This window comes from Streptomyces sp. 2-1 (genome assembly GCF_048564895.1).
Lineage (GTDB): Bacteria > Actinomycetota > Actinomycetes > Streptomycetales > Streptomycetaceae > Streptomyces > Streptomyces phaeochromogenes.
Map to the genome: position 1 here is coordinate 5,332,162 of NZ_CP183383.1, position 20,898 is coordinate 5,353,059.

General features: G+C 71.9%; 18 protein-coding genes. 13 read left to right on the plus strand and 5 right to left on the minus strand.

All coding sequences use genetic code 11. The features are described from left to right. Window positions 1-29: 29 nt before the first annotated feature. Window positions 30-1,463: a hydrolase gene (locus ACN20J_RS23465; RefSeq protein WP_190230507.1), complete on the minus strand. Its 1,434-nt coding sequence runs from the start codon at window positions 1,461-1,463 to the stop codon at window positions 30-32. A 2-nt stretch (window positions 1,464-1,465) separates the two neighbouring features. Next, window positions 1,466-2,875: an RICIN domain-containing protein gene (locus tag ACN20J_RS23470; protein ID WP_189844051.1), complete on the minus strand. Its 1,410-nt coding sequence runs from the start codon at window positions 2,873-2,875 to the stop codon at window positions 1,466-1,468. A 305-nt stretch (window positions 2,876-3,180) separates the two neighbouring features. On the opposite strand from ACN20J_RS23470, the gene ACN20J_RS23475 reads away from it, so the two are divergent. The 5 genes from ACN20J_RS23475 to ACN20J_RS23495 all read left to right on the plus strand — a co-directional run bounded on the left by ACN20J_RS23475 (window position 3,181) and on the right by ACN20J_RS23495 (window position 7,785). Further along, the gene (locus ACN20J_RS23475) at window positions 3,181-4,851 is read left to right on the plus strand and encodes a DUF4157 domain-containing protein (RefSeq protein WP_189844050.1); all 1,671 of its coding nucleotides are present in this window, start codon (window positions 3,181-3,183) and stop codon (window positions 4,849-4,851) included. A gap of 138 nt (window positions 4,852-4,989) precedes the next feature. Further along, window positions 4,990-6,567, plus strand: coding sequence for a phage tail sheath subtilisin-like domain-containing protein (locus tag ACN20J_RS23480; protein ID WP_361991710.1), 1,578 nt, complete (start codon window positions 4,990-4,992; stop codon window positions 6,565-6,567). A gap of 107 nt (window positions 6,568-6,674) precedes the next feature. After that, a complete protein-coding gene (locus ACN20J_RS23485) occupies window positions 6,675-7,118 on the plus strand; it encodes a phage tail protein (protein ID WP_143640089.1) in 444 nt (147 codons plus the stop codon). After that, window positions 7,118-7,630, plus strand: a complete 513-nt coding sequence (locus ACN20J_RS23490) for a hypothetical protein (protein WP_419666695.1) — start codon at window positions 7,118-7,120, stop codon at window positions 7,628-7,630. The genes ACN20J_RS23485 and ACN20J_RS23490 overlap by 1 nt, the downstream gene beginning before the upstream one ends. Further along, on the plus strand, window positions 7,627-7,785 hold the full coding sequence (locus ACN20J_RS23495) for a DUF6760 family protein (RefSeq protein ID WP_186001281.1): 159 nt from the start codon (window positions 7,627-7,629) through the stop codon (window positions 7,783-7,785). The genes ACN20J_RS23490 and ACN20J_RS23495 overlap by 4 nt, the downstream gene beginning before the upstream one ends. A gap of 1,277 nt (window positions 7,786-9,062) precedes the next feature. On the opposite strand, the gene ACN20J_RS23500 is transcribed toward ACN20J_RS23495, so the two are convergent. Next, a complete protein-coding gene (locus ACN20J_RS23500) occupies window positions 9,063-9,968 on the minus strand; it encodes a hypothetical protein (protein WP_419669106.1) in 906 nt (301 codons plus the stop codon). A gap of 835 nt (window positions 9,969-10,803) precedes the next feature. Between ACN20J_RS23500 and ACN20J_RS23505 the strand changes: the two genes are divergently transcribed. The 8 genes from ACN20J_RS23505 (at window position 10,804) to ACN20J_RS23540 (ending at window position 19,734) form a co-directional block, all read left to right on the plus strand. Next, a complete protein-coding gene (locus tag ACN20J_RS23505) occupies window positions 10,804-11,517 on the plus strand; it encodes an extensin (RefSeq protein WP_419668937.1) in 714 nt (237 codons plus the stop codon). A gap of 57 nt (window positions 11,518-11,574) precedes the next feature. Continuing rightward, entirely contained in the window at window positions 11,575-12,000 is a 426-nt protein-coding gene (locus tag ACN20J_RS23510; RefSeq protein WP_143640083.1) for a phage tail protein, read from the plus strand. Between the two features lie 16 nt (window positions 12,001-12,016). Beyond that, entirely contained in the window at window positions 12,017-12,739 is a 723-nt protein-coding gene (locus ACN20J_RS23515) for a LysM peptidoglycan-binding domain-containing protein (RefSeq protein WP_190230504.1), read from the plus strand. Next, on the plus strand, window positions 12,739-14,616 hold the full coding sequence (locus ACN20J_RS23520; protein WP_362300182.1) for a VgrG-related protein: 1,878 nt from the start codon (window positions 12,739-12,741) through the stop codon (window positions 14,614-14,616). The genes ACN20J_RS23515 and ACN20J_RS23520 overlap by 1 nt, the downstream gene beginning before the upstream one ends. A gap of 85 nt (window positions 14,617-14,701) precedes the next feature. Next, a complete protein-coding gene (locus ACN20J_RS23525) occupies window positions 14,702-15,133 on the plus strand; it encodes a GPW/gp25 family protein (RefSeq protein ID WP_143640485.1) in 432 nt (143 codons plus the stop codon). Beyond that, entirely contained in the window at window positions 15,133-17,091 is a 1,959-nt protein-coding gene (locus ACN20J_RS23530; RefSeq protein ID WP_419666696.1) for a putative baseplate assembly protein, read from the plus strand. Before ACN20J_RS23525 ends, ACN20J_RS23530 begins: the two co-directional genes overlap by 1 nt. A gap of 49 nt (window positions 17,092-17,140) precedes the next feature. Continuing rightward, entirely contained in the window at window positions 17,141-17,698 is a 558-nt protein-coding gene (locus ACN20J_RS23535; protein ID WP_055618562.1) for a phage tail protein, read from the plus strand. Further along, on the plus strand, window positions 17,695-19,734 hold the full coding sequence (locus tag ACN20J_RS23540) for an NADase-type glycan-binding domain-containing protein (protein WP_419666697.1): 2,040 nt from the start codon (window positions 17,695-17,697) through the stop codon (window positions 19,732-19,734). The genes ACN20J_RS23535 and ACN20J_RS23540 overlap by 4 nt, the downstream gene beginning before the upstream one ends. A 109-nt stretch (window positions 19,735-19,843) precedes the next feature. On the opposite strand, the gene ACN20J_RS23545 is transcribed toward ACN20J_RS23540, so the two are convergent. Beyond that, entirely contained in the window at window positions 19,844-20,557 is a 714-nt protein-coding gene (locus ACN20J_RS23545) for a twin-arginine translocation signal domain-containing protein (RefSeq protein WP_259334019.1), read from the minus strand. Between the two features lie 7 nt (window positions 20,558-20,564). Next, window positions 20,565-20,885: a hypothetical protein gene (locus tag ACN20J_RS23550; RefSeq protein ID WP_190230502.1), complete on the minus strand. Its 321-nt coding sequence runs from the start codon at window positions 20,883-20,885 to the stop codon at window positions 20,565-20,567. Window positions 20,886-20,898 lie beyond the last annotated feature (13 nt).

Consider the following 20,898-nt stretch of genomic DNA (forward strand, 5'->3'; position numbering starts at 1 on the left):
CCCCTCCCGGGACCAATTTCGGCTCACCCTCACACGGTGAACTTCACGGCTTCGAGCCAGAGGTCGTTGCTGAGGGTGCCGCCGAAGATGTAGCCCTCCCCTTCGCCGGGCTTGTCGCACCCCATGCCGTGCCAGCCCTCGTTGCGGACGTGGGTGGTCTGGCAGACGGAGCCGCCGCCGTCGTCGACGTTGATGGTGAAGCCCAGCATGTTCGGGGCGTCCGCCTTGGTGCTGCCGAAGTAGTTGTCGATGCCGTCGGGCGCGAACGACCACGGCTTCCCGTTGTAGTCGCCCTTGCCATTGGTCGACCCCGGGTCGTGGACGAAGGCGGCGCTGCCCGTGCGCTTGGCGCCGGACACCGCGACGTTGATGGCCTTGAGCGCTTTGTTCTCGCCCACCGTGCCGGCCGTTTCGCCGTCGCACACGGCGTCCGTCCAGCCCTTGCCCGTGACGAAGACCCGGTAGCAGATGTGCCGCCCGCCCGGGTCGTCCGCGGCCAGTGCCTGGACGGCGGTGGCCGCGGTCTTCTCCGGAGCCTTCTTCTTCTCCTCCTCGGAACCGCCTCCACCGCCACCGCCGCCGCCACCGGCGGCCGGTGACTGCGCCGCGGGCGGGGGTGTCGAGGCGGGAGCGGTGGGAGTGGGCGGGGGAGGCGGTGTCGCCGAGGCACTGGGCGCCAGTGTGCTGACGCCGGCCTCGTCGAGCCTCTCCTTGGCCTCGCTGCGGACCTGGGGCTTGTAGGCGATCCACAGCATCACGAAGGTGATCGCGAGCGCCATGAAGACACCGAGGAAAGTGGCCAGCCAGCGCGGCAGGAACCCGCGCTGCACGTACGTTCCCTCGACATCCAGCGGAGCGACTCCCGACCGCTGTACGGCGAACTTGTACGGCCGCTCCTCCTTCGACCCGAACCAGATGATCTGCCGCGGCTTCAGCGTCGCCTTGACGAAGGCGGCCCGACCGGGCTCGATCTGCACATTGCTCGGATGAAGGTCGTACGAGAGCTGATCACCGTTGTCGCTCCCGCTGACCGAGGCGGTGAGCCTGGTGTTGCCGAGGTTGTCGACGGCGAGCTTGGGCCGCCCGCGGAAACGCCCCTTCACCGTCGGCGGCACGAGCTCGGCCCGCACCTCAGTGAAGGGGGTGATGGTGAGGTTGCCCTCGGGGACCGTAACCGCCTCGGGGTGTTCGGTCGGGGTGATGCGCACCGCGTAAGGGTTCGGCCCCGCCGTCGCGTCCGGCGTACGCGGCGGCGCGAACGTCAGCTCCACCGTGCCCGTCGTCCCGGGATACAGCCGGAGCGTCTGCGGCTCAACCACCGTCCAGGGAGCGACATCACCGACCGCCTCGAAGCGGTACTCGTCGACCACATCACCGGTGTTGCGCAAACGCAGCCGCACGGTCGTGCTGCCACCCGGGTCCACGGTCGCGGAGGCGGGCTCCAGGGAGGTCCAAAGGCTCACGATCAGTCCTCATTGGGTTGGATGATCTGCCACTCCTGGTCGTCGGTGACGGTGCAGTTGAAGATCATCAGGGTTACTTCGTTGCGGACGTCGTCGCTGCCCGCGACTTCGAGGCACTTGTTGTCGCTCTTGAAGTTGCGGATCCAGTAGGCGCCGCTCTCCTGCTTCGCGAGCCACCACAACTGGTTGTCGCTGTTCGTGCCGTCACAGGTGAACTCCGTGACCTTCGTGTGAATGGGAGCCGCCCCGTAGTTCGGCAGATCCATGCACAACTTGTCCTTGACGTTGCGGATCTGGAAGAGGTCCGTGCCGCCGGGGCCGCCCTTCTCGACCTTCACCTCAAGGTTCCAGAGCTGGTTGTCGGCGGCGGTCGGATCGCAGGAGTACTGCTGGACCCGGCCGTCCCTCTTGCCCACGCCCTCGCCGGGGACGTCGGCACACAGCTTGGTGGACAGGTTCTTCAGGACGATGTTGTTCGCGGGCAGGAGGCTCTTGGGCTTCTCCTTGGTCGGCGCGGGCGCGGGCTGCTCGTCCCCGCCTCCGCCGTTGTCCGCAGGGGCGGACGCGACCGGTGCGGAGGCCGACGGCGGTGCCGAGGGGGCCACCGGTGTCGGCGAGGCCGAGGGCGCCAACGTGCTGGCACCGGCCTCCTGAAGTTCCTTGGCCTCGCTGCGGACCTGGGGCTTGTAGGCGATCCACAGCATCACGAAGGTGATCGCGAGCGCCATGAAGATGCCCAGGAAGGTGGCCAGCCAGCGCGGCAGGAACCCCCGCTGCACATAGGTCCCCTCGACATCCAGCGGAGCGACTCCCGACCGCTGCACGGCGAACTTGTACGGCCGCTCCTCCTTCGACCCGAACCAGATGATCTGCCGCGGCTTGAGCGTCGCCTTCACGAAGGCGGCCCGACCGGGCTCGATCTGCACATTGCTCGGATGAAGGTCGTACGAGAGCTGATCGCCGTTGTCACTGCCACTGACCGAGGCGGTGACCTTCGTGTTCCCGACATTGTCAACAGCGAGCTTGGGCCGCCCCCGGAACCGCCCCTTCACGGTCGGCGGCACCAACTCCGCACGCACCTCCGTGAAAGGGGTGATCGTCAGGTTCCCCTCCGGAACGGTGACCGCCTCCGGATGCTCGGTCGGCGTGATCCGCACCGCGTACGGGTTCGGCCCCGCCGTCGCGTCCGGCGTACGCGGCGGCGCGAACGTCAGCTCCACCGTGCCCGTCGTCCCGGGATACAGCCGGAGCGTCTGCGGCTCCACGACCGTCCAGGGCGCGAGGTCGCCGACCGGCTCGAAGCGGTACTCGTCGACCACGTCACCGGTGTTGCGCAGACGCAGGCGCACGCGCGTGCTGCCGCCCGGATCCACCGTGGCCGACGCGGGTTCCAGGGATGTCCAAAGGCTCACCCTCGGACGCTACTCGCGGGGCCGACGCCGGGTCAGGAAGCCTCGGGGCATGATGCGTGCCCGAAGAGGCGGGCCCGACTGCCCCGGCTCGCGATCCTGCGACCGTGGACGATCTGCCACCGCTGGTTGTCGTCGGTCATTACCTCGCACCGGAGCCGTGCCGCAGGAATGAGGGCAGGGTTGACTGCCCGAAGGAGCAGACCAGTTGGCCCCCCGACCAGCGCACAGTGAGCCGGGAGTGCCCCTCCGGCTCTTCTGCCACAGGCGGGGCACCGGTACAACGGCGTGAGGAGAGAGGACGGTACATGCACGCATACGAGCGCCTCGGCACGGGTCTCGACGCGGGCCGCGACCGGGGGCGCGCTCCCCGGACGTCCGCCCCGCGGCCGACGACTGCGGCCCACTTTGCCCACCTCCAGAGCATGGCCGGAAACGCGGCGGTCGCCCGTGCCGTCCAGCGGGACCGGCACCAGCACGCGCCCGGCTGCGGGCACGGCGAGGACCAGGCGGTGGTCCAGCGGGACACGGTCGCCGACGCGGTGCGCTCGTCGTGGCGTCCGCTGGAGCCGCGCATCCGGGAGCGCGCCGAAAGCGGGCTCGGCATGGACCTCGGCGACGTCCGCGTGCACACCGACGCCGTCGCCCAGCGCTCGGCGGTGCAGTACGGCGCCCGCGCCTACACCAGCGGCAGGGACATCGTCGTAGGTCCACAGGGTGTGGACGACGAGACGATGTTCCATGAACTCACCCACGTCAGGCAGCAGGCGTCGGGCCCGGTGGCGGGCACCGACAACGGGGCCGGCGTGAAGGTCTCCCACCCGAACGACCCCTTCGAGAAGCACGCGGCCGAGAGCGGCCGCAGACTCGCCCAGGGCGTTGCCCCGAACCTCACGGTGCCGGGGACCGGCGGCGGCCCGAGTACGGACGGCGGCGCCGCCCCGGTGCAGCGGTACCACGTGTTCGAGCCGGGCCAGGAGGACTACCCGACCAAGCACCCGGACGCGGACGACCAGCAGTTCTTCGTCGGGCAGGACAAGAACGAACAGGGCAGCTGGTACGACCAGACCGACCCGCCCCTGCCTCACTACGTCTACGAGGACAGCGTCCGGCTGGCCGTCTCCGACGACTTCAAGCTCGCCGTGCAGCACGGCGCCGGCGAGCCGAAGACCTTCTTCGCCACGGAGGCGAAGATCAAGTCCGCCAACGACAAGCTGCCGGACCTCACCAAGGGCAGGGGCGTCTCGCTGGAGAAGACCGGCCGGCATCTGACCTTCGAGGGCTCCGGCCGCAAGGAGGTGCTGTACGAGGTACAGCCCAAGGGACGGCCGAGGGCGACCGCGACGGAGGAACAGCACGGGCTCGACGTGCGCGTCCCGCAGCGCTGCAACGCGATGACGGAGTTCGTGACCGGGCAGCGTTCCGTGGACCTCAAGGGCGGCGACGCGTACTGGGAGTCCCTGGCCAAGGCGCTCGACAAAATGGACCCGGGCAACAAGTACGAGAAGCGGATCAAGGCGTCCATCAAGGAACCCGAGTCCGGCGTCTTCCAGACCCTGACGCTCCAGATGAGCGGGCTGTTCCAGCGACTGTTCCAGGAGAAGCCGGACGACATGGAACGCGTGCTGAAGCGGCTGGAGCTCAACGAGCACGCGAAACTCCCGAAGGTCGGGGACGCGATGATGGTCAAGTCGGAGCCCGACGAGGAGCAGCTGCAGAGTATGAGGAGCGGCGAGATCACCGGTGTCGTGCCGTACCACTTCGGCGGTGTGGTGGCGAAGGCCGGCAACGACTACGTCACCATGGAGAACTACGCGCGCGGCGAACAGCCGCCCCGCTCCACGCTCGACGGGGGCGATCCCCTCTGGTACTTCGCGATGTACAGCAGTAGTCAGCCGGGGCGGACCTGGCACGAGTGCTGGGCCACGCCGAGCACCGGTCTGGTGGGCGCGGCACTGACCATCACCCTGCGGGGCTGACCGCACGCCGGACGGGTGGCAGTTGCCCTTGAGGGCAGAGGGACTGCCCCCGATCGGGCCCCGCAGGACGTTTCGGGGGACGCGCTTCGCGCGTGAGGGTGAGAGGCGTCCTGTCTCGTACCCCGAGGAGAGCAGAGCATGCCGTCCTACCTGTCGCCCGGCGTATACGTCGAGGAGGTGGCCAGCGGCTCGCGTCCCATCGAGGGAGTGGGCACATCGGTGGCGGCCTTCGTCGGACTCGCGCCGACCGGGCCGCTGAACGAGCCGACGCTGGTGACCAACTGGTCCCAGTACGTCGCGGCCTTTGGTGACTTCACCGACGGTTACTACCTCGCGCACTCGGTGTACGGGTTCTTCAACAACGGCGGCAGCGCCGCGTACGTAGTCCGCGTCGGCGGCACCGCCGAGGGCGCGGCGGGAAGCGGCGCCCCGGCGTCCGTCTCCGGCTCCGCCGCCCCGGCCGCGCTCCCGGCGGGCGAGCCGAAGCAGCTCGGCACGTTCAGCGTGACCGCCGTCGCGGGCGGCTCGATCAGCGTCGAGGTCGCCGACGCCGAGGGCGAGGGCCCCGCCGAGCGCTTCAAGCTGATCGTCAAGGAGGGCGACAAGCCCGTCGAGACGTTCGACGTGACCGCCAAGAAGGGCGGCCGCAACTACGTCGTCACGCAGGTGAAGGAGCGCTCCAAGCTCATCACCGTGCAGGAGTCGGCGCCCGCCGCGCAGCTCGCGCGCCCCGACAACCAGACCGTGGCCCTGGCGGCCCCCGCCGCCCCCGCGCCCGTCACCCCCGCCAAGGCGAGCGACTCCCACCCCGGCCCGGCGCACTACCTCGGCGACTCCGCCGACCGCACCGGCTTCGGCGGTCTGGAGGCCGTGGACGAGATCTCCATGGTCGCCGTCCCCGACCTGATGGCCGCCTACCAGCGCGGCGCGATCGACCTGGAAGCCGTGAAGGCCGTCCAGCTCGGCCTCATCGCGCACTGCGAGTTGATGGGCGACCGGGTCGCCGTCATCGACCCGCCGCCGGGCCTGAACGCCCGCCAGATCCGCGTCTGGCGCCAGGAGACCGCGGGCTACGACTCCAAGTACGCGGCCCTGTACTACCCCTGGGTCAAGGTCTTCGACCCGGCGACCGGCCAGTCCCGGGTGATCCCGCCGAGCGGCCACGTCTCCGGCATCTGGGCCCGCAACGACTTCGAGCGCGGTGTGCACAAGGCACCCGCCAACGAGGTCGTACGGGGAGCGGTGGACCTGGAGCTCCAGATCACCCGCGGCGAGCAGGACCTGCTCAACCCCATCGGCGTCAACTGCATCCGCGCCTTCCCGGGCCGCGGCATCCGCGTCTGGGGCGCCCGCACCATGTCCTCCGACCCGGCCTGGCGCTACCTCAACATCCGCCGGTACTTCAACTACCTGGAGGAGTCGATCCTGCTCGGCACCCAGTGGGTGGTGTTCGAGCCGAACGACCACAACCTGTGGGCCAGGATCCGGCGCAACGTCTCGGCGTTCCTCGTCAACGAGTGGCGCAGCGGCGCCCTCTTCGGCCAGCGGCCCGAGGAGGCGTTCTACGTCAAGTGCGACGAGGAGACCAACCCGCCGGAGTCGGTCGACGTCGGCCGCGTGATCTGCGAGATCGGCATCGCCCCCGTCAAGCCCGCCGAGTTCGTGATCTTCCGGCTGGCCCAGTTCTCCAGCGGCAGCGGGGAGTTGGAGGAGTAGGCCCGTCCGCCTGCGCCCCCCCCCAGCCCTAGCAAGCCTCTTCGTACGCCGGCCCGTACGTCGCGTCGTACGCAATCGCCAAGAACCCTCAGAAGGACAGAGAACAGATGAGTCTCAGCCCGGGTGACGCCCTTACCTCACATAATTTCGGTCTGCAGATCGACGGCGTGATGGTCGAGTACCTCGCGGAGGTCAACGGCCTCAGCATCGAACAGGACGTCATCAAGCACCTGTCGAACTCGGCGCAGGGCAGGCCCGAGGTCAGCCTGATGCCGGGTGTGCAGAAGGACGGGCAGTGCACCGTGGTGCGCGGAATGACCCAGTCCCCGGCGTTCACGACGTGGATCAACGACTCGATCGCCGGCCAGATGAGCACGGCCCGCAAGAACGCCTCCATCATCATGATGGATTACCAGAACAACCCGGTGAAGCGGTACAACATGCGCAACGCCTGGTGCAGCAAGATCGACGCCAGTGCCCTGAAGGCCGGCGAGGCCTCCGCGCTCACCGAGACCGTGACCATCGTCTTCGAAGAACTGGTCATCGAGTAATGCGGCGTACGGCTGCCAGGGCGGGCGCGGGCCCGGTCGTGGACGCACCACCGGCGCCGGGGCCGATGGCGGGGCCGGAGCAGACCGCTGCGCCGGCCCCGGCGCCCGCGCCTGCTCCCGCTCCCGTATCGGTGCCGCAGCAGTTGCGGACGGAGTTCCCCTTCGAGCTGCCGCGGGGGTACGTCGACGCGTCGGGCACGGTCCACCGGGACGGTGTGATGCGCCTCGCCACGGCCCGGGACGAGCTGATCCCGCTGCGGGACGTCCGCGTCCAGGAGAACCCGGCCTATCTGTCGGTCGTCCTGCTGGGCCGGGTCATCACCAGCCTCGGCACGCTGCCTTCGGTACACGACGGGGTGGTGGAGAACATGTTCGCCTCCGACCTCGCGTTCCTCCAGGACTTCTACCGCCAGGTCAACGCCGAGGGCCACACCCGCGCCGCCGTGGAGTGCCCCCACTGCTCGGAACCCTTCGAGGTCGAACTCGGCGGGAGCCGCCTGGGGGAATCGTGACGTACGCGACCGACCGGCTGCACGAGGAGATCGCGTACGTCGCCTACCACTTCCACTGGAGCCTGGAGGAGATCCTGGATCTCGAACACCAGGACCGCCGGCGCTTTACGGAACAGATCGCGTCCCTGGTGACGCGGGGCGGGGCGGAGGGCTGAGGAGTGGGGTTCTTCGACCGGCTCAGGGGCAACGGTTCGGCGACGTCTGCGGCTTCGACGTCTGCGGCTTCTGCAGCGTCGGGTTCGGCGGCTTCAGCCGCGGGGCGCGGGGCTGGGGCGGAAACGGTCGCCGGGGCGAACTCGGCTTCCGGGGACGGCAGTTCCGTCCACACGGATGGGAGTGCGGGTACGGACATGGGGGCCGGGTCGGCCTCCGTGGGCGGCTGGGTGGGGTTGCCGCCGATCCAGCGGGCCGCTGTCGGGCGGACCGGTGTCGCGGACTCCGGCTTCGGCGGGCGGCTGAGCACCTGGCAGAACCCCTCCTTCACCGGGACCCTGTCCCACGCCGTCCTCGACGGAGCACCGGGCGGGCTCGTCAGGAACGCGCTCACCACGTCGGCGAGGTCCGTCTCCGGACTCGAACCGCCCTCGCACACGCTTCTGCCGGTGCGGTCCGAGGAGCCCGAGGCTCCGGGCGGCGTACGCGACGACGCAGCGTCGGCACCGGCACCCGTAGCGGTACAGCGCGCTCCTCGTCCGGTCACGGCGTCCCGCCCGGCGGGGCCCCGGGTGACACCTGTTCCGCCCCGGACCCACCGGCCGAACTCGCTGACCAGGGCGTCCGCCACGCCTGCGGTGCAGCGACGGGCGCTGCCCGCTGCCCGACGGGAGGCCACCGGCGCGCCCTCCGCGCAGGCGGCGGCCGATGGCGAGCGGTCCACAGAGGTCGGCCCGGTCGGCACACCGGCCGCCTCCGGCAACCCGACTCCGACCGGTCCGGGGAGCGGCCCGACGACCCGCTCCGGCGGCGCGACCGTCAATGTCCAGCGGGCGGCGGCCAGTTCAGGCGGCACGGCCGTCTCACCGGCCACCACCGGATCCGCCGGTACGGCGAGCGGTGCCGGGAGCCCGGCGGCTCGCGCCGGTGGCGGGGCCGTCAACGTCCAACGGGCGGCGGCCAGTTCCAGCGTCACAGCTGCCGCTCCGGCCACGACGGGTCCCGGCAACCCGGCGCCCGGGCCTGTCCGCCCGACGGCCGATCCCGGCGCCCGGGCCACTCGCCCGGGTGGACCGGCGGCCAACCCTGCCGACAGGGCGGCGGCCGGTTCCACCAGTACGACACCCCACATCGGCACCGAGGCGGCGACCTCCTCCGCCGGTACGGCGAGCAGCGCGGCGCCCGCCGTCCCTGACGCCACGCCCACCACCACCGGGCTCGGCAAGGCAGTGGCCGACGTCCAGCGAGCGGCTGCCGCTCCCCGTGGCGCGGCCCCCGGTCAGGCCGGAGCAACCACCGGTCCTGGCCCCGCTCCCGCCAGGCCCGGCAACGCTGCGGTCAACGTCCAACGGGCGACGACCAATCCCAGCGGCACGACGTCCGATCCCGCCGCGACGACCACCGGTCCTGCGACGACGGCCGCCGGTACCGACAACGCGGCGGCCCGCGTCCAGAGGGCGGCGGCCGACCACAGCAGCATGCCGACCCGACCTGCCACGACGCCCACAGGCTCCAGCGGAACCGGGGACAACCTCAGCCGCCCGGCGGCCGGTCCCAGCCGCACGGCGAACGGCCCGCGCCGCGCGGCGCCCGGACCGAGCAGCGCGGCGACGCGGCCCGGCGATGCGGCGACGGGCATCCAGCGAGCTCCCGCCGCCCCCGGCGGCACGCCAACTTCCGCCGTTGGAACGGCAACCGGCCCCAGGGGCGCGGTGCCCGACTCCGGCGGCCCGGCGACCAACTCCGGCAACGCGAACGTCAACACGACTGCCAACGTGCAACGGGCGACGAGCGGCTCCAGCAGCTCGCCAACCTCCTCCGCCGGAACGGCAAACAGCCCCAAGAGCGCGGTCAACAACTCCGGTGACCCGGCGGCCCGTTCCAGCAGCGCAGCGGTCAACGTCCAACGGGCGACCACCGACTCCAGCAGCTCGCCCACCTCCTCCGCCGGAACGGCAAACAGCCCCAAGGGTGCGGACACTAACTCCGGCCCCACGGCGGCCCGTTCCAGCAACACAGCCGCCAACATCCAACGCGCGACGACCAGTTCCAGCAGCACGCCAACTACCTCCGCCGGAACGGCAAACAGTCCCGGGAATGCAGCAGCCAACTCCGGTGACACCGGGTCCCGTTCCGGCATCCCGGCCGTCAACGTCCAACGGGCGACGCCCAGTTCGAGCGGCACCTCCGCCACACCGCCCACAACCGGCTCCGCCGGTACGACACCCGGCCCCGTCCGTCCCACGGCCGGCCCCACCCACGACGGCCCGGCGGCAACTCACCCGGCCGGTCCGGCAACCGGGACCCCCGCCGAAGGCCGGACGCCCATCCCCGGCAGCCCGATAGCCCCGGGCCCCCAGGCAGGGCAGGCCCCCTCCGCCAACCCGCCTGCTCCCGGCCCGAGTCGGGGTGGACCCACCACCCCCACCACCTCCACCATCAAGCCGGTGCAGCGGAGCGCCTCCGCCCCGGCCCGGCGCCTGGGTCTCGGTGCGCCGACCTCGGGGAACGTGTCCACCACCGGCCCGACGGTCGCACGCCCGGGACCGGCGACCCAGCCCCCCGTCACCTCGGCCACCCCCGCACCCGCACCCGCGAGCACGCCGGACCAGCTCCCCGCCTCACCAACCGTCGCCCCGGTCCAGCGCGCCACCACGCCAACCCCCCGGCAGCGCCCCCTGCTCGGTGCACCCCTCTCCGCCCCGCCCCAGAACGCGGAACCCCTCTCCGGGCGTACCTCTCCCGGCAGTTCGGGCGTTGCCGGGCCGCCGACCGTCCGGCGTGCGGCGACCGCGCTCCAGGGAAAGGCACCGGACCGTACCCCCGGACCACCGGCCACCCGGATCCACGGAACCCCAGTTCCCGCACAGGCGGCACCGCCCCACCGCCCCCCGGCCGTACCTCTACGGACCCCGGCCGCCAACGCCCCTGCCGTACAACGCGCCACGGCGATCCCCTCCGGCGCGGGGCCCACGGCCAAAAGCGCCAGCCCCGCACCGGCACCCGCCGCAGGCACGCCCATGCGCAGCCTGACCCCCGCCCGCGCCCTCACCCCCGCCCTCGCTCCCGCCCCGACACCCGCAGCGGCCCCCGCCGCCCTGCGCCGGGCAACCCCCGCCGCGATCCCGCTGCGCCGGTCCTCGTCCTCGGGCACCGGACCTTCGGTACAGCGGGCCGTCGCCCCCAGCACTCCCGTCGGCCGTGCCGTGCCGCTTCTCTCGGCCGCCAAGTCCGGTTCCGGTACCGCGGCGCCCGTCGTTACCCCCGGGACGGCCCCGCAGACGCCGTCGCGGCCAACCACCTTTCCCGCCGCGCCAGTTGTCCAACGGCTCCCCGCTGCCGCCCCCAGGGCACCCGGCAGCGCGGCCGGAAACACCATCGCCACATCAGCGGCTCCCGCCCCCGTCTCCGTACAACGGGCCGGCGGTGGGCCGCCCCAGCCGACGCCCGCCAGGACCACCACGGCCGTCTCGGCGGTCACGGCGCACGGCTCGTCCGCGTCCGGCTCCGCGAGTGACCCGCACAAGACGGACAAGACGCAGAAGACGCCCGACCCCGACGAGCTGCCCGACTACACCCCGGTCGCCAAGGGCCAGTTCGACCCCCGTTCCCTGACCGACTTCCAGCTCGACGAGCTGACGCACAGGCTGATCGGCCGGATCACCCGGCTGGTCCGCACCGAACTGCGGCTCGACCGGGAGCGGATCGGCAAACTCCGCGACCCCCGCCGCTGACCACCCACCACCCCGCACGACCCCGCGCCACCGACGTCCGCAGAAAGGCCGCCCCCGATGTCCCGCGATCTCGACCCGGGCTCCACCATCTTCTTCACCCTGACCATCGACGGCGAGAGCCTCGGTTACTTCAACGGGTGCGAAGGGCTCTCGTCCGCGGTGGAGATCGAACAGCACCAGGAGGGCGGCAACAACGGGTTCGTGTGGCAGCTTCCGTCGCGCGTCACGTTCTCCAACATCAGGCTGACCCGCCCGCTGACTCCGGACACCACCAAGGTCGCGGCCTGGATCTCCTCGGTGACCACCGGGGTGAAGCGGCCGACCGCGCAGATCGCCGCGTTGCGGGCGGACGGTTCGGAGGTGGCCCGCTGGGGGCTGATCGACGTACTGCCGGTCAGCTGGCAGGGCCCCTCCCTGGACCCGGCCAGCCCGGCCGTCGCCACGGAGGTCCTGGAAATCACCCACCACGGGTTCACGGACTGAGGGGGCGGCACCACACATGGCAAAGGGAAGCAAGGGCGCGGGCAAGAGCCTCGTACGCGCCACGCTGGCCATCCACGAGCCGCCGGTCGGCACCAGCACCACCCCGGGCGCTCTGATCAAGACGTTCAAGCTGGACTTCAACCCGGCGCAGCTGACGCTGAGCCGCCGCGCCCAGTGGAAGACGACGCCGACCGCGGCCGTACGAGACGGCAACGTCCCGGAGTTCATGGGTCCCGAGCCCCGGGAGATGACGGTCGAGATCTTCCTGGACTCGTCCCTCGATCCGAACAGCAGCTCCGTGCTGAAGAAGGTGGAGTCGCTGATGGCCTGCTGCGAGACGACGACGAAGAGCATCGCCGCCAAGCAGCCCTCGCCGCCCTGGGTGGTGTTCCAGTGGGGGTCGTTCTCCACGGCCCGCTTCACGGCGTACGTGAGTTCCGTGCAGGCGAACTACTCGCTGTTCGGCACGACCGGTGTGCCGATCCGGGCCACCTGCCAGGTGACGCTGCACGAGATCCCCAGCAAGGCCAAGGGGCAGAACCCGACCTCGGGCGCGCTCACCGCGCAGCGTGTGCACCGCGTCGTCGCGGGCGACTCGCTGCAGTCGCTGGCCTGGCGCGAGTACGGCGACGCCGCGGCCTGGCGCGCCATCGCCGAGGTCAACGGCATCGACAACCCGGCCGATCTGCCGTCGGGCAGGGAACTCCTGATGCCCTCGGCCGAGGAGGTGCGTTCCTGATGGTGCAGCCCGCGTACTCCACGCTCATCCAGGTGACGATCGACGGCAAACCGCTGCCGCCCGACTACGCCCCGATGCTCGTCGACGGCTGGGTCGACCAGGGCGCCGGGGTGCCCGCCGCGTTCCGGCTCACCTTCCGGGACCCGGACCGCGAGGTCCTCGCCAAGCTGGGCATCAGGTTCGGGTCCGAGGTCGTGCTCACCCCTATCGCCGACGGCCAGGGTGCCGCCGATCCGCTGCTGACCGGCGAGGTCACCGGTCTGGAGGCGGACTACGACGGCACCGGCACCTTCACCGTCGTCCGCGGCTACGACGCCGGGCACCGCCTGGTGCGCCGGCGCCGGGTGGCCGCGTACAAGAACCAGAGCGCCTCCGACATCGCCCGCAAGCTGGCCAAGGAGGACGGTCTCCAGCTCGGTGTGATCGGTTCGACGAAGACCGTGTACGAGTTCATCAGCCAGGCCAACGTCACCGACTGGGACTTCCTCTCCCGGCTCGCCGACGAGAACGGCATGGTCATGTCGGTGAACGCGAAGGGGAAGTTCGAGTTCGCCAAGCCCAAGCCGGCCTCGGGGGCGCCCGGGGTCGGTACGGACGGGGACAAGAGTCCGTTCGTCCTTCAGGCCCGCCACGACATCCTGCGGCTGCGGGCCGCCGTCACCGCCGCCGACCAGGTCGGCAAGGTCCAGGCGCGCGGCTGGGACATCACCACGAAGAAGAAGCTGACCTCGATGTCGCTGGCGACCAAGAACCCCGGGGTCAGCATCGGCACCGCCCCGGGCGAGGCCGCCAAGAAGTTCAAGACCTCCACGCTGGTCGAGACGGGCACGCCCTACGACAAGCAGGCCGAGGTCAAGTTCGCCGCGGAGTCCCTCTCCGACGACGTGACCTCCTCGTTCGCCGAGCTGGAGGTCGCCGTGCGCGGAAACCCCAAGCTGCGGCCCGGCGTTCCGGTCACGCTGTCCGATGTCGGGGAGCCCTTCCAGGGCAAGTACACCGCCACGTCCGTACGGCACGTCTTCGGCGACGGGCAGCACTACGAGAGCTGGGTGACCTTCAGCGGACGCCAGTGGCGCTCGCTGTACGGGCTCGCCTCCGGGGGCGGGTCGGCCGTCGAACCCCGGATGCCCGGCGTGGCCAACGCCATCGTCACCAACGTCCAGGACCCGGACAAGCAGGGGCGGGTCAAGCTCCAGTTCCCGTGGCTGGACGACCAGTACGAGAGCGACTGGACGCGGGTGACGCAGTTGGGCGGCAAGGGCGGCGGCGGGATCTTCCCGCTGGACGTGGACGACGAGGTCCTCGTCGCCTTCGACCGGGGCGCGCTGGACCATCCGTTCGTCATCGGCGGCCTCTACAACGGCAGGGACAAGCCGACCCCCGTCACGGACGTCCCGCTGCACGACGGACTGCGGAACAAGGCGATCCGGCACACCCTGTCCGACCGGAAGGGCAACCGCATCGACCTGCTCAGCCAGACCACCGGCGCCCGCAGTCAGGGCGTGCGGGTCGCCAGCGGTGACGGCCGTCTGACCATCAACCTCGACCGCACCAAGACCGAGATCACCGTGGACAGCAAGGGCACGGTCAGCATCACGGGCAGCAGATCGGTGTCGGTGGAGGCCGGCACCGACCTCACCCTGAGCGCGCGGCGCAGGCTGACCATCAAGAGCGGCGGGCTGCTCAACATCACGGGCAGGAACGTCAACGTCAAGTCGCTCGGCGGGGCCGTGGCGGTGGACGCGGTGGGTGCCCTCAGCCTCAAGGCGGTCGGAACCGTCCAGGTCAGCTCCGTCGGCCAGGTGGGCATCCGGGCCGTCAACGTCGACCTCATGGGCATCGTGACGGTCAACAAGAAGCCGTATCCGATCCCGTGACGGCCGAGACGTACGCCCCACCCGCACAACGCGGAAACACCCGAAGCAGGACCGAGACGACCAGGAGAAGGCGGGTGGCCCACTGATGGCCGAGCAGTTCGTCGGATCCGGCTGGGCCTTCCCGCTGCGCATCGGCCCCACCGGGGGCATCGCCCTGGTCAGCGGGGAGCGCGAGATCGAGGAGGCCATCCGGCTCGTACTGGCCACCGCGCCGGGCGAGCGGCCGATGCGCCCGGAGTTCGGCTGCGCCATCCACGACCTGGTGTTCGCCCCGGTCAACGAGGCCACCGCGGGCCGCATCCAGCACGAGGTCTACACGAGTCTGGACCGCTGGGAGCCGCGCATCGAGGTGAGCGACGTCGAGGTGACCGCCGGCCGCGAGACCGAACAGGGCGTGCTCTTCATCGACGTCCGCTACTCGATCCGCGGCACCAACAACCCGCGCAGCCTGGTCTTCCCGTTCTACGTCATCCCCTCCCACGACGAGCCGGACCCGGCTCCCGAAAGCGACCGCTGATGGCCCTGCCCTCCCCGAACCTCGACGACCGCCGCTTCCAGCAGTTCGTCGACGACGCCAAGCGCTACATCCAGCAGCGCGCCCCGGAGTGGACCGACCACAACGTCTCCGACCCGGGCGTCACCCTGGTGGAGACGGTCGCCCACATGGCCGACCAGATCGTCTACCGGCTCAACCGGGTGCCCGAGAAGAACCACCTGGCGTTCCTGGATCTGGTGGGCATCACGCTGTTCCCGCCCTCCGCGGCCCGTACGGACGTCACGTTCTGGCTCTCCGCGCCGCAGGAGGAGCCGATCCTGCTGCCGGAGGGCACCGAGGTCGCCACCACGCGCACCGAGAGCGAGGAGGCCGCGGTCTTCGCGACCGAGCACGAACTGACCGTCGTGCCCTGCGAGTTGAGGCACCTCGTGGTCCAGAAGAACGGTGAGCCCGTCGCCGACCGGACCGCCGACCTCGCCGAGGGCAAGGACGTCATGTGCTTCTCCGAGGCCCCGCGGCCCGGCGACTGCATGCTGCTCGGGCTCAGCGCCGCCGTGCCGCACTGCGCGGTCGGGATGGAGCTGGACAGCCGGGTCGACGGCGTCGGCGTGGACCCGCGGCAGCCGCCGCTGGTCTGGGAGGCGTGGACCGAGGACGGCTGGACCGAGTGCGAGGTCGACCGGGACGGCACCGGCGGCCTGAACCGGCCCGGCGAGGTCGTCCTGCACATCCCCGGCGGGCACACGCTGTCCCGCACCGGCGGTCAGGAGGCCGGCTGGCTGCGCTGCCGGGTCACCGAACCGCTGCCCGACCAGCCCTTCTACACCACCTCCCCGACCGTCCGCTCCGCGGAGGCGTTCACCCTCGGCGGCACCACCACGGCCGTGCACGCCGAGACGGTGTACGACGAGGCGCTCGGCGAGTCCACGGGGCTGCCCGGGCAGCGGCTGCGCCTGGCCCACGCCCCCGTGGTCGGCGACACCCCTCCGGTGCTGCTGCAGACCGCCGAGCACGAGGGCTGGTCCGACTGGGACGTCGTCCCGTCGTTCGCCGCCTCCACCCCGCACGACCGGCACATCACCCTGGACGCCGCCACCGGTGACATCGCCTTCGGCCCGGCGGTACGGGAACCCGACGGCACCCTGCGCCAGTACGGGGCGGTGGCCCCCAAGGGCGCCGTCATCCGCGCCCTGCGCTACCGCACCGGCGGCGGCAGGACCGGGAACGTGGCCCGCGGCGCCGTCCAGGTGCTGCGCACGTCCGTCCCGTACGTGGCCGAGGTCGTCAACCGGGAGGCCGCGCGCGGCGGGGTCGACGGCGAGACGGTGGAGGAGGCGAAGACCAGGGCGCCCATCACCCTGCGCGCCCAGGAGCGGGCGGTGACCCTGCGCGACTACGAGGAGCTCGCCCGCCGGGCCGCCCCCGAGACCGCCCGGATCACCTGCCTTGAGGGCGACGAGGGCGAGCACGGGGCGTACGCGGTACGGGTGTTGGTGGTTCCGCAGGCCGTGCCCGACCCCGGCGGCCGGCTGCGCTTCGAGCAACTGGTGCCCGGCGACGCGCTGTTGCGCCGCATCACCCACTACCTGGACGAACGCCGCCTGATCGGTACGCGGTTGGCGGTGGGCCCGCCCTTCTACCAGGGCGTCACGGTGGTCGCCACGGTGCACGCGTTCCGCGGTACCGACACGGACCGGGTACGCCGTCAGGCGCACGACGCCCTCTACCGCCACCTCGACCCGCTGACCGGCGGCGCCGACGGGCGGGGCTGGCCCTTCGGCCGGCCCGTGCAGTCCGGCGAGGTCTTCGCCGTGCTCCAGCGCGTACCCGGCGTCGAACTGGTCGACGAGGTCCAGCTCCACCCGGCCGACCCGCTGACCGGCAAACGCGGCGACGCGACCAACCGCATCGACCTCCAACCCCCGTCCCTGGTCTTCTCCTTCGACCACCGGGTGCGCGTGATCGGGGACCGGCCGTGAGGGCCACGCCCCCGAAGGGGCGCGGTGCCGTGTCGAGAGGCGGCCACCCATGAGGGGCTCCGTCGACGGGCTGGGCTCGTCCGCGCCGATCGGCATGATGCTGCCCGCCGTGTTCGCCGACGACGATCTGGCACAGCGGTTCGTCGGAGGCCTCGACGACGTGCTCGCGCCGATCCTGGCCGTCCTGGACTGCCTGGACTCCTACTTCACCCCGGCCCTGGCCCCGGTGGACTTCACCCGGTGGCTGGCGGGCTGGGTCGGTGCGGAGACCGACGGCACCGAGCCCGACGACCGGCTGCGCGCGGCCGTCGCCGCCGCCGCGTATCTGCACCGGGTACGGGGCACCAGCCGAGGTCTGTCCGAGGCGATACGCCTGGTCTTCGGGGTGACCCCGGAGATCACCGAGAGCGGCGGTGCCGCCTGGAACGCCCGGCCCCTCGGTCCCGTTCCCGGCGACCGCAGCCCGCGCCTGCACGTCACGCTCCGCCTGCCCGACCCGACCCGCGCGGACGAGCACCGCCTCGACAGCCTCGTGGCGGCGGCCCGCCCCGCCCACATGCCCTACACGGTCCAGGTGACCGCCGCCGAAAGGACTCCCGAGAGATGACCAGCCAGAACTCCGGCACAGGACGGGAGCCCGCCCGCAGCTGCGCCGAATGCGGCACCCGGGCGGAGCCCGGCCAGTCCTTCTGCGACTCCTGCGGTGCGGTACTCGGCTGGTCCGGCGCCCCGGACCGGTCCGACGCGGCCCGCAGGGACCCCGTACGCGCGGAGGCCGCGGCACCGGCGCGGGACTCCGCGGCCGGGGGTGGCGCCGGGGGTACCGGCGGCTCCGGCAGCACCGGCAGGTCCGGCAGGTCCGGCGGCTCCGGCGGCAACGGTGATCAGCCAGGGTGGGACGCGTTCGCAACCCCCGGGGCCGGAACGGGTACGGCCCGTACGGGCCACGGCCCGGCCGTCGCGGCGACGCCCGGGCCGGACAGTGGCCGACGGGGAGAGGACGAGACCGGGTGGCCGCAGGCCGGAGCCGCCGGGCCGAGTACGGGTGTCCGCCTGGCGCGGAACGCTGGTCCGCGGCCGGGCGACGAGGACGCCGACCGCTCCACCGGCCGGTCCGGTGACGGCGAGGCGAGCGCCCGTTGGTCCGGTGACGGCGAGGCCGCCGCCGGCTGGTCCGGGGCGCGGCGCACGGACACGGCGCCCGACTCCGAGTCGGCGGCCGGGCAGCGGCGGTCGGGCAGCGCGGACGGTTCCGGACCGGCTGCCGGACACCGGCAGTCGGGCAGCGCCGACAGCTCCGGATCGGCCGCCGGACACGGGCACTCGGACGGCGCAGACGGCTCCGGGCGGGCCGGGGCACGGCAGTCGCCCGCCGCCGCGTCCGTGGGCTCCGGCGCCGCGCCGGACTCCCCGCCGCGGCACGACCACCCCGCCACCGCGCCGGACTCCCCCTCCGCGGCGTCCGCAGGCGCTGGTCCGGCGGGACTCCGGGAATGGGACACGAACTCCCCCGCCGCTCCGGCCTCCCACAGCTCCCTCGACCTCTCCCCCGGCGCGCGGGACAACGCCCGCCCCGAATCCGGCGGGGACACCCACCCGGGCATCCACCCCGACGACGACGCCGACACCGAGCCGGTGCCGACGACCACGAGCCGGGGCCACCACCCGTCCACCGACTCCGCCCCCTCCACTCACTCCAGCCGCGCCACAGGCTTCTCCGGGTCCACGGACTCCTCCGACTCCACCGCCGAACGGGCCAGGTCCCTCCTCATCCCGGTGAGCGATCCCGAGCCCCGCGCGCCCGCGTCCCCCGCCGTCGCGCCCGTACTGCCCGGCCGCCCGGTCGCGAACCGTCCCCAAGTCCGCGCCCCGGGCCCGGAGTTCGGCCCGCAGGGCGGCACCCCCTGTCCCTGGTGCGCCACCCCCAACCTCCCCGACCGGCACTACTGCGCCCGCTGCGCCATGCCGATGGCGGGCGGCGGGCCGTCGGCACCGGGCCGGCAGCCCTGGTGGCGCCGGATACCCGGCTTCGGCGTCGCGCAGACCCCGTGGGCCGGCGACCGCCCCCGGCTGCGCCGCGGCTTCGGGGCCGTCATGAACTGGGTGGTCGGCGGCCTCGTACTCGCCCTGATCATCACGCTCGTGCTCAACATCGGCGACGGGGTGAACGCGACCCGCGACCACTTCGCCAAGCGCGCCGCGGTGGGCCCGGACAGTGTCAAGGCGTCGCGCTCCTACCCCGGTCACCCCGCGCAACGCGCCTTCGACAAGCTCAGCAACACCTGGTGGGGGCCGGGTGTCTCGGGGACCGGCGAGGGGCAGTGGCTGGAGGCCCGGTTCGCCCAGCCGACCCGGCTGCTGGACCTGGTCATCACCTCCGGTGTGTCGACCCAGCCGGACAAGCTCTCGCAGTCGGCCCTGCCGCACCGCATCGAGGCCGTGATCACCACCGCCGACGGCAAGAAGAAGTCCCGGATCATCAACCTGGACCAGAGCGCGGGCGGCCAGCGGCGCAAGTTCCGGGTCGGGGAGGTCTCCTCGGTGCGCTTCATCGTGCGGTCGTCCTACGCCACCGACGCCAAGAAGCAGGTGTCCATCGCGGAGATCGAGTTCTTCACCCGGTCGAACAGCAACAGCTCCTGACGGACGGGCCCCGAACCACCCGCCACAGCACAGCACAGCAGGACACGACACGGCACTGGGCCGCCGAGCATGCCCGGCGGCCCAGTGCGGCAAGGCTGATGAGGCCAGGTCACTCCTCGCGCTGGGCGCGGGCCAGCCGGTCCGCACGGTCGCGCCGCGACGGGGACAGAACGTTCACCGTGACACCGGCGCCCTCGCCGGGCGTCGCGTCCCAGCCGCGGAGCTTGTCGGCGACCTTCGTCACGCGTACGTCGTCCGGTCCGGCGTCGATGTAGAACAGCGACTCGTTCACCTCGTCGTCGTCACCGCCCCAGCGCACCACGCCCTCGCAGTCGGCGAGGATGTCCCGCAGCGTCAGCTCCTGGAGAGGGAAGAGCCCGCCCTTCGCACTGGCGCCCGGCCGGATCCGTACCGCGGTGCCGGAGGCGAGGTTCGACTCGGGAAGAGCTTTGCGGAGCTTGCCGATCCCCTGCCAGCCCGCCAGGTCGATCCGCCGGATCTGCTCGACCTCGTAGTGGAAGCGGCGGATCACGTGGACGAGGATCAGCTCCACGTCTCCGATGCGGACGTCGACCTCAAGACCCGTACCGGCGACGGGGCGAGTCCACACCGTCGAGACATGGTTCGCCTCCTTCTCCAGGGTCCATCCGTTCGCGGACACCGGAAGCTTCTTCGGCGCGCCCAGTGGCCCGCTCTGCGGTGTCTCCTTCGGCGCGGCGACAGCGGTGCCCGGTACGACGGAGCCCAGGGCGGCCGCGGCACCGATCACCGTGGCACTCTTCACCACGGCACGCCTCGTCATGTCGTTCTGCACGTGTTTCATCCCTCTCTCATAGAACGATCATGAGCGCGAACGACGGCACCAGGGTCATCAGGACACTGACCGGCCAGTACACGCGGGGTTCCAGGGCCGACCTGCGCCGCAGCGGGCGGTTGGCGAGCCACCAGACCAGGCCGAACACCAGCAGCACCGGCCCGCCGACCAGCAGCCAGGGCAGCATGCCGTCGTTCTCCGTGGGCTCGCCGACGGTCCAGCCGAGCGCCTTGAGCGGCCAGTTCACCGCGAAGTACGACAGCAGCCACACCGGAACGACACCGGGGACTCCGAGCAACAGGTTCACGCCCAGGACGGCCGGCAAGGACTTCCGCATGCTCCCAGTATTC

Bases quoted from the DNA above. Each gene is read 5' to 3' on its own strand.
- ACN20J_RS23475 (WP_189844050.1), top strand. From the start codon at position 3,181: ATGCACGCATACGAGCGCCTCGGCACGGGTCTCGACGCGGGCCGCGAC.
- ACN20J_RS23480 (WP_361991710.1), top strand. From the start codon at position 4,990: ATGCCGTCCTACCTGTCGCCCGGCGTATACGTCGAGGAGGTGGCCAGC.
- ACN20J_RS23485 (WP_143640089.1), top strand. From the start codon at position 6,675: ATGAGTCTCAGCCCGGGTGACGCCCTTACCTCACATAATTTCGGTCTG.
- ACN20J_RS23490 (WP_419666695.1), top strand. From the start codon at position 7,118: ATGCGGCGTACGGCTGCCAGGGCGGGCGCGGGCCCGGTCGTGGACGCA.
- ACN20J_RS23505 (WP_419668937.1), top strand. From the start codon at position 10,804: ATGCGCAGCCTGACCCCCGCCCGCGCCCTCACCCCCGCCCTCGCTCCC.
- ACN20J_RS23510 (WP_143640083.1), top strand. From the start codon at position 11,575: ATGTCCCGCGATCTCGACCCGGGCTCCACCATCTTCTTCACCCTGACC.
- ACN20J_RS23515 (WP_190230504.1), top strand. From the start codon at position 12,017: ATGGCAAAGGGAAGCAAGGGCGCGGGCAAGAGCCTCGTACGCGCCACG.
- ACN20J_RS23520 (WP_362300182.1), top strand. From the start codon at position 12,739: ATGGTGCAGCCCGCGTACTCCACGCTCATCCAGGTGACGATCGACGGC.
- ACN20J_RS23525 (WP_143640485.1), top strand. From the start codon at position 14,702: ATGGCCGAGCAGTTCGTCGGATCCGGCTGGGCCTTCCCGCTGCGCATC.
- ACN20J_RS23530 (WP_419666696.1), top strand. From the start codon at position 15,133: ATGGCCCTGCCCTCCCCGAACCTCGACGACCGCCGCTTCCAGCAGTTC.
- ACN20J_RS23535 (WP_055618562.1), top strand. From the start codon at position 17,141: ATGAGGGGCTCCGTCGACGGGCTGGGCTCGTCCGCGCCGATCGGCATG.
- ACN20J_RS23540 (WP_419666697.1), top strand. From the start codon at position 17,695: ATGACCAGCCAGAACTCCGGCACAGGACGGGAGCCCGCCCGCAGCTGC.
- ACN20J_RS23545 (WP_259334019.1), bottom strand. From the start codon at position 20,557: ATGAAACACGTGCAGAACGACATGACGAGGCGTGCCGTGGTGAAGAGT.
- ACN20J_RS23550 (WP_190230502.1), bottom strand. From the start codon at position 20,885: ATGCGGAAGTCCTTGCCGGCCGTCCTGGGCGTGAACCTGTTGCTCGGA.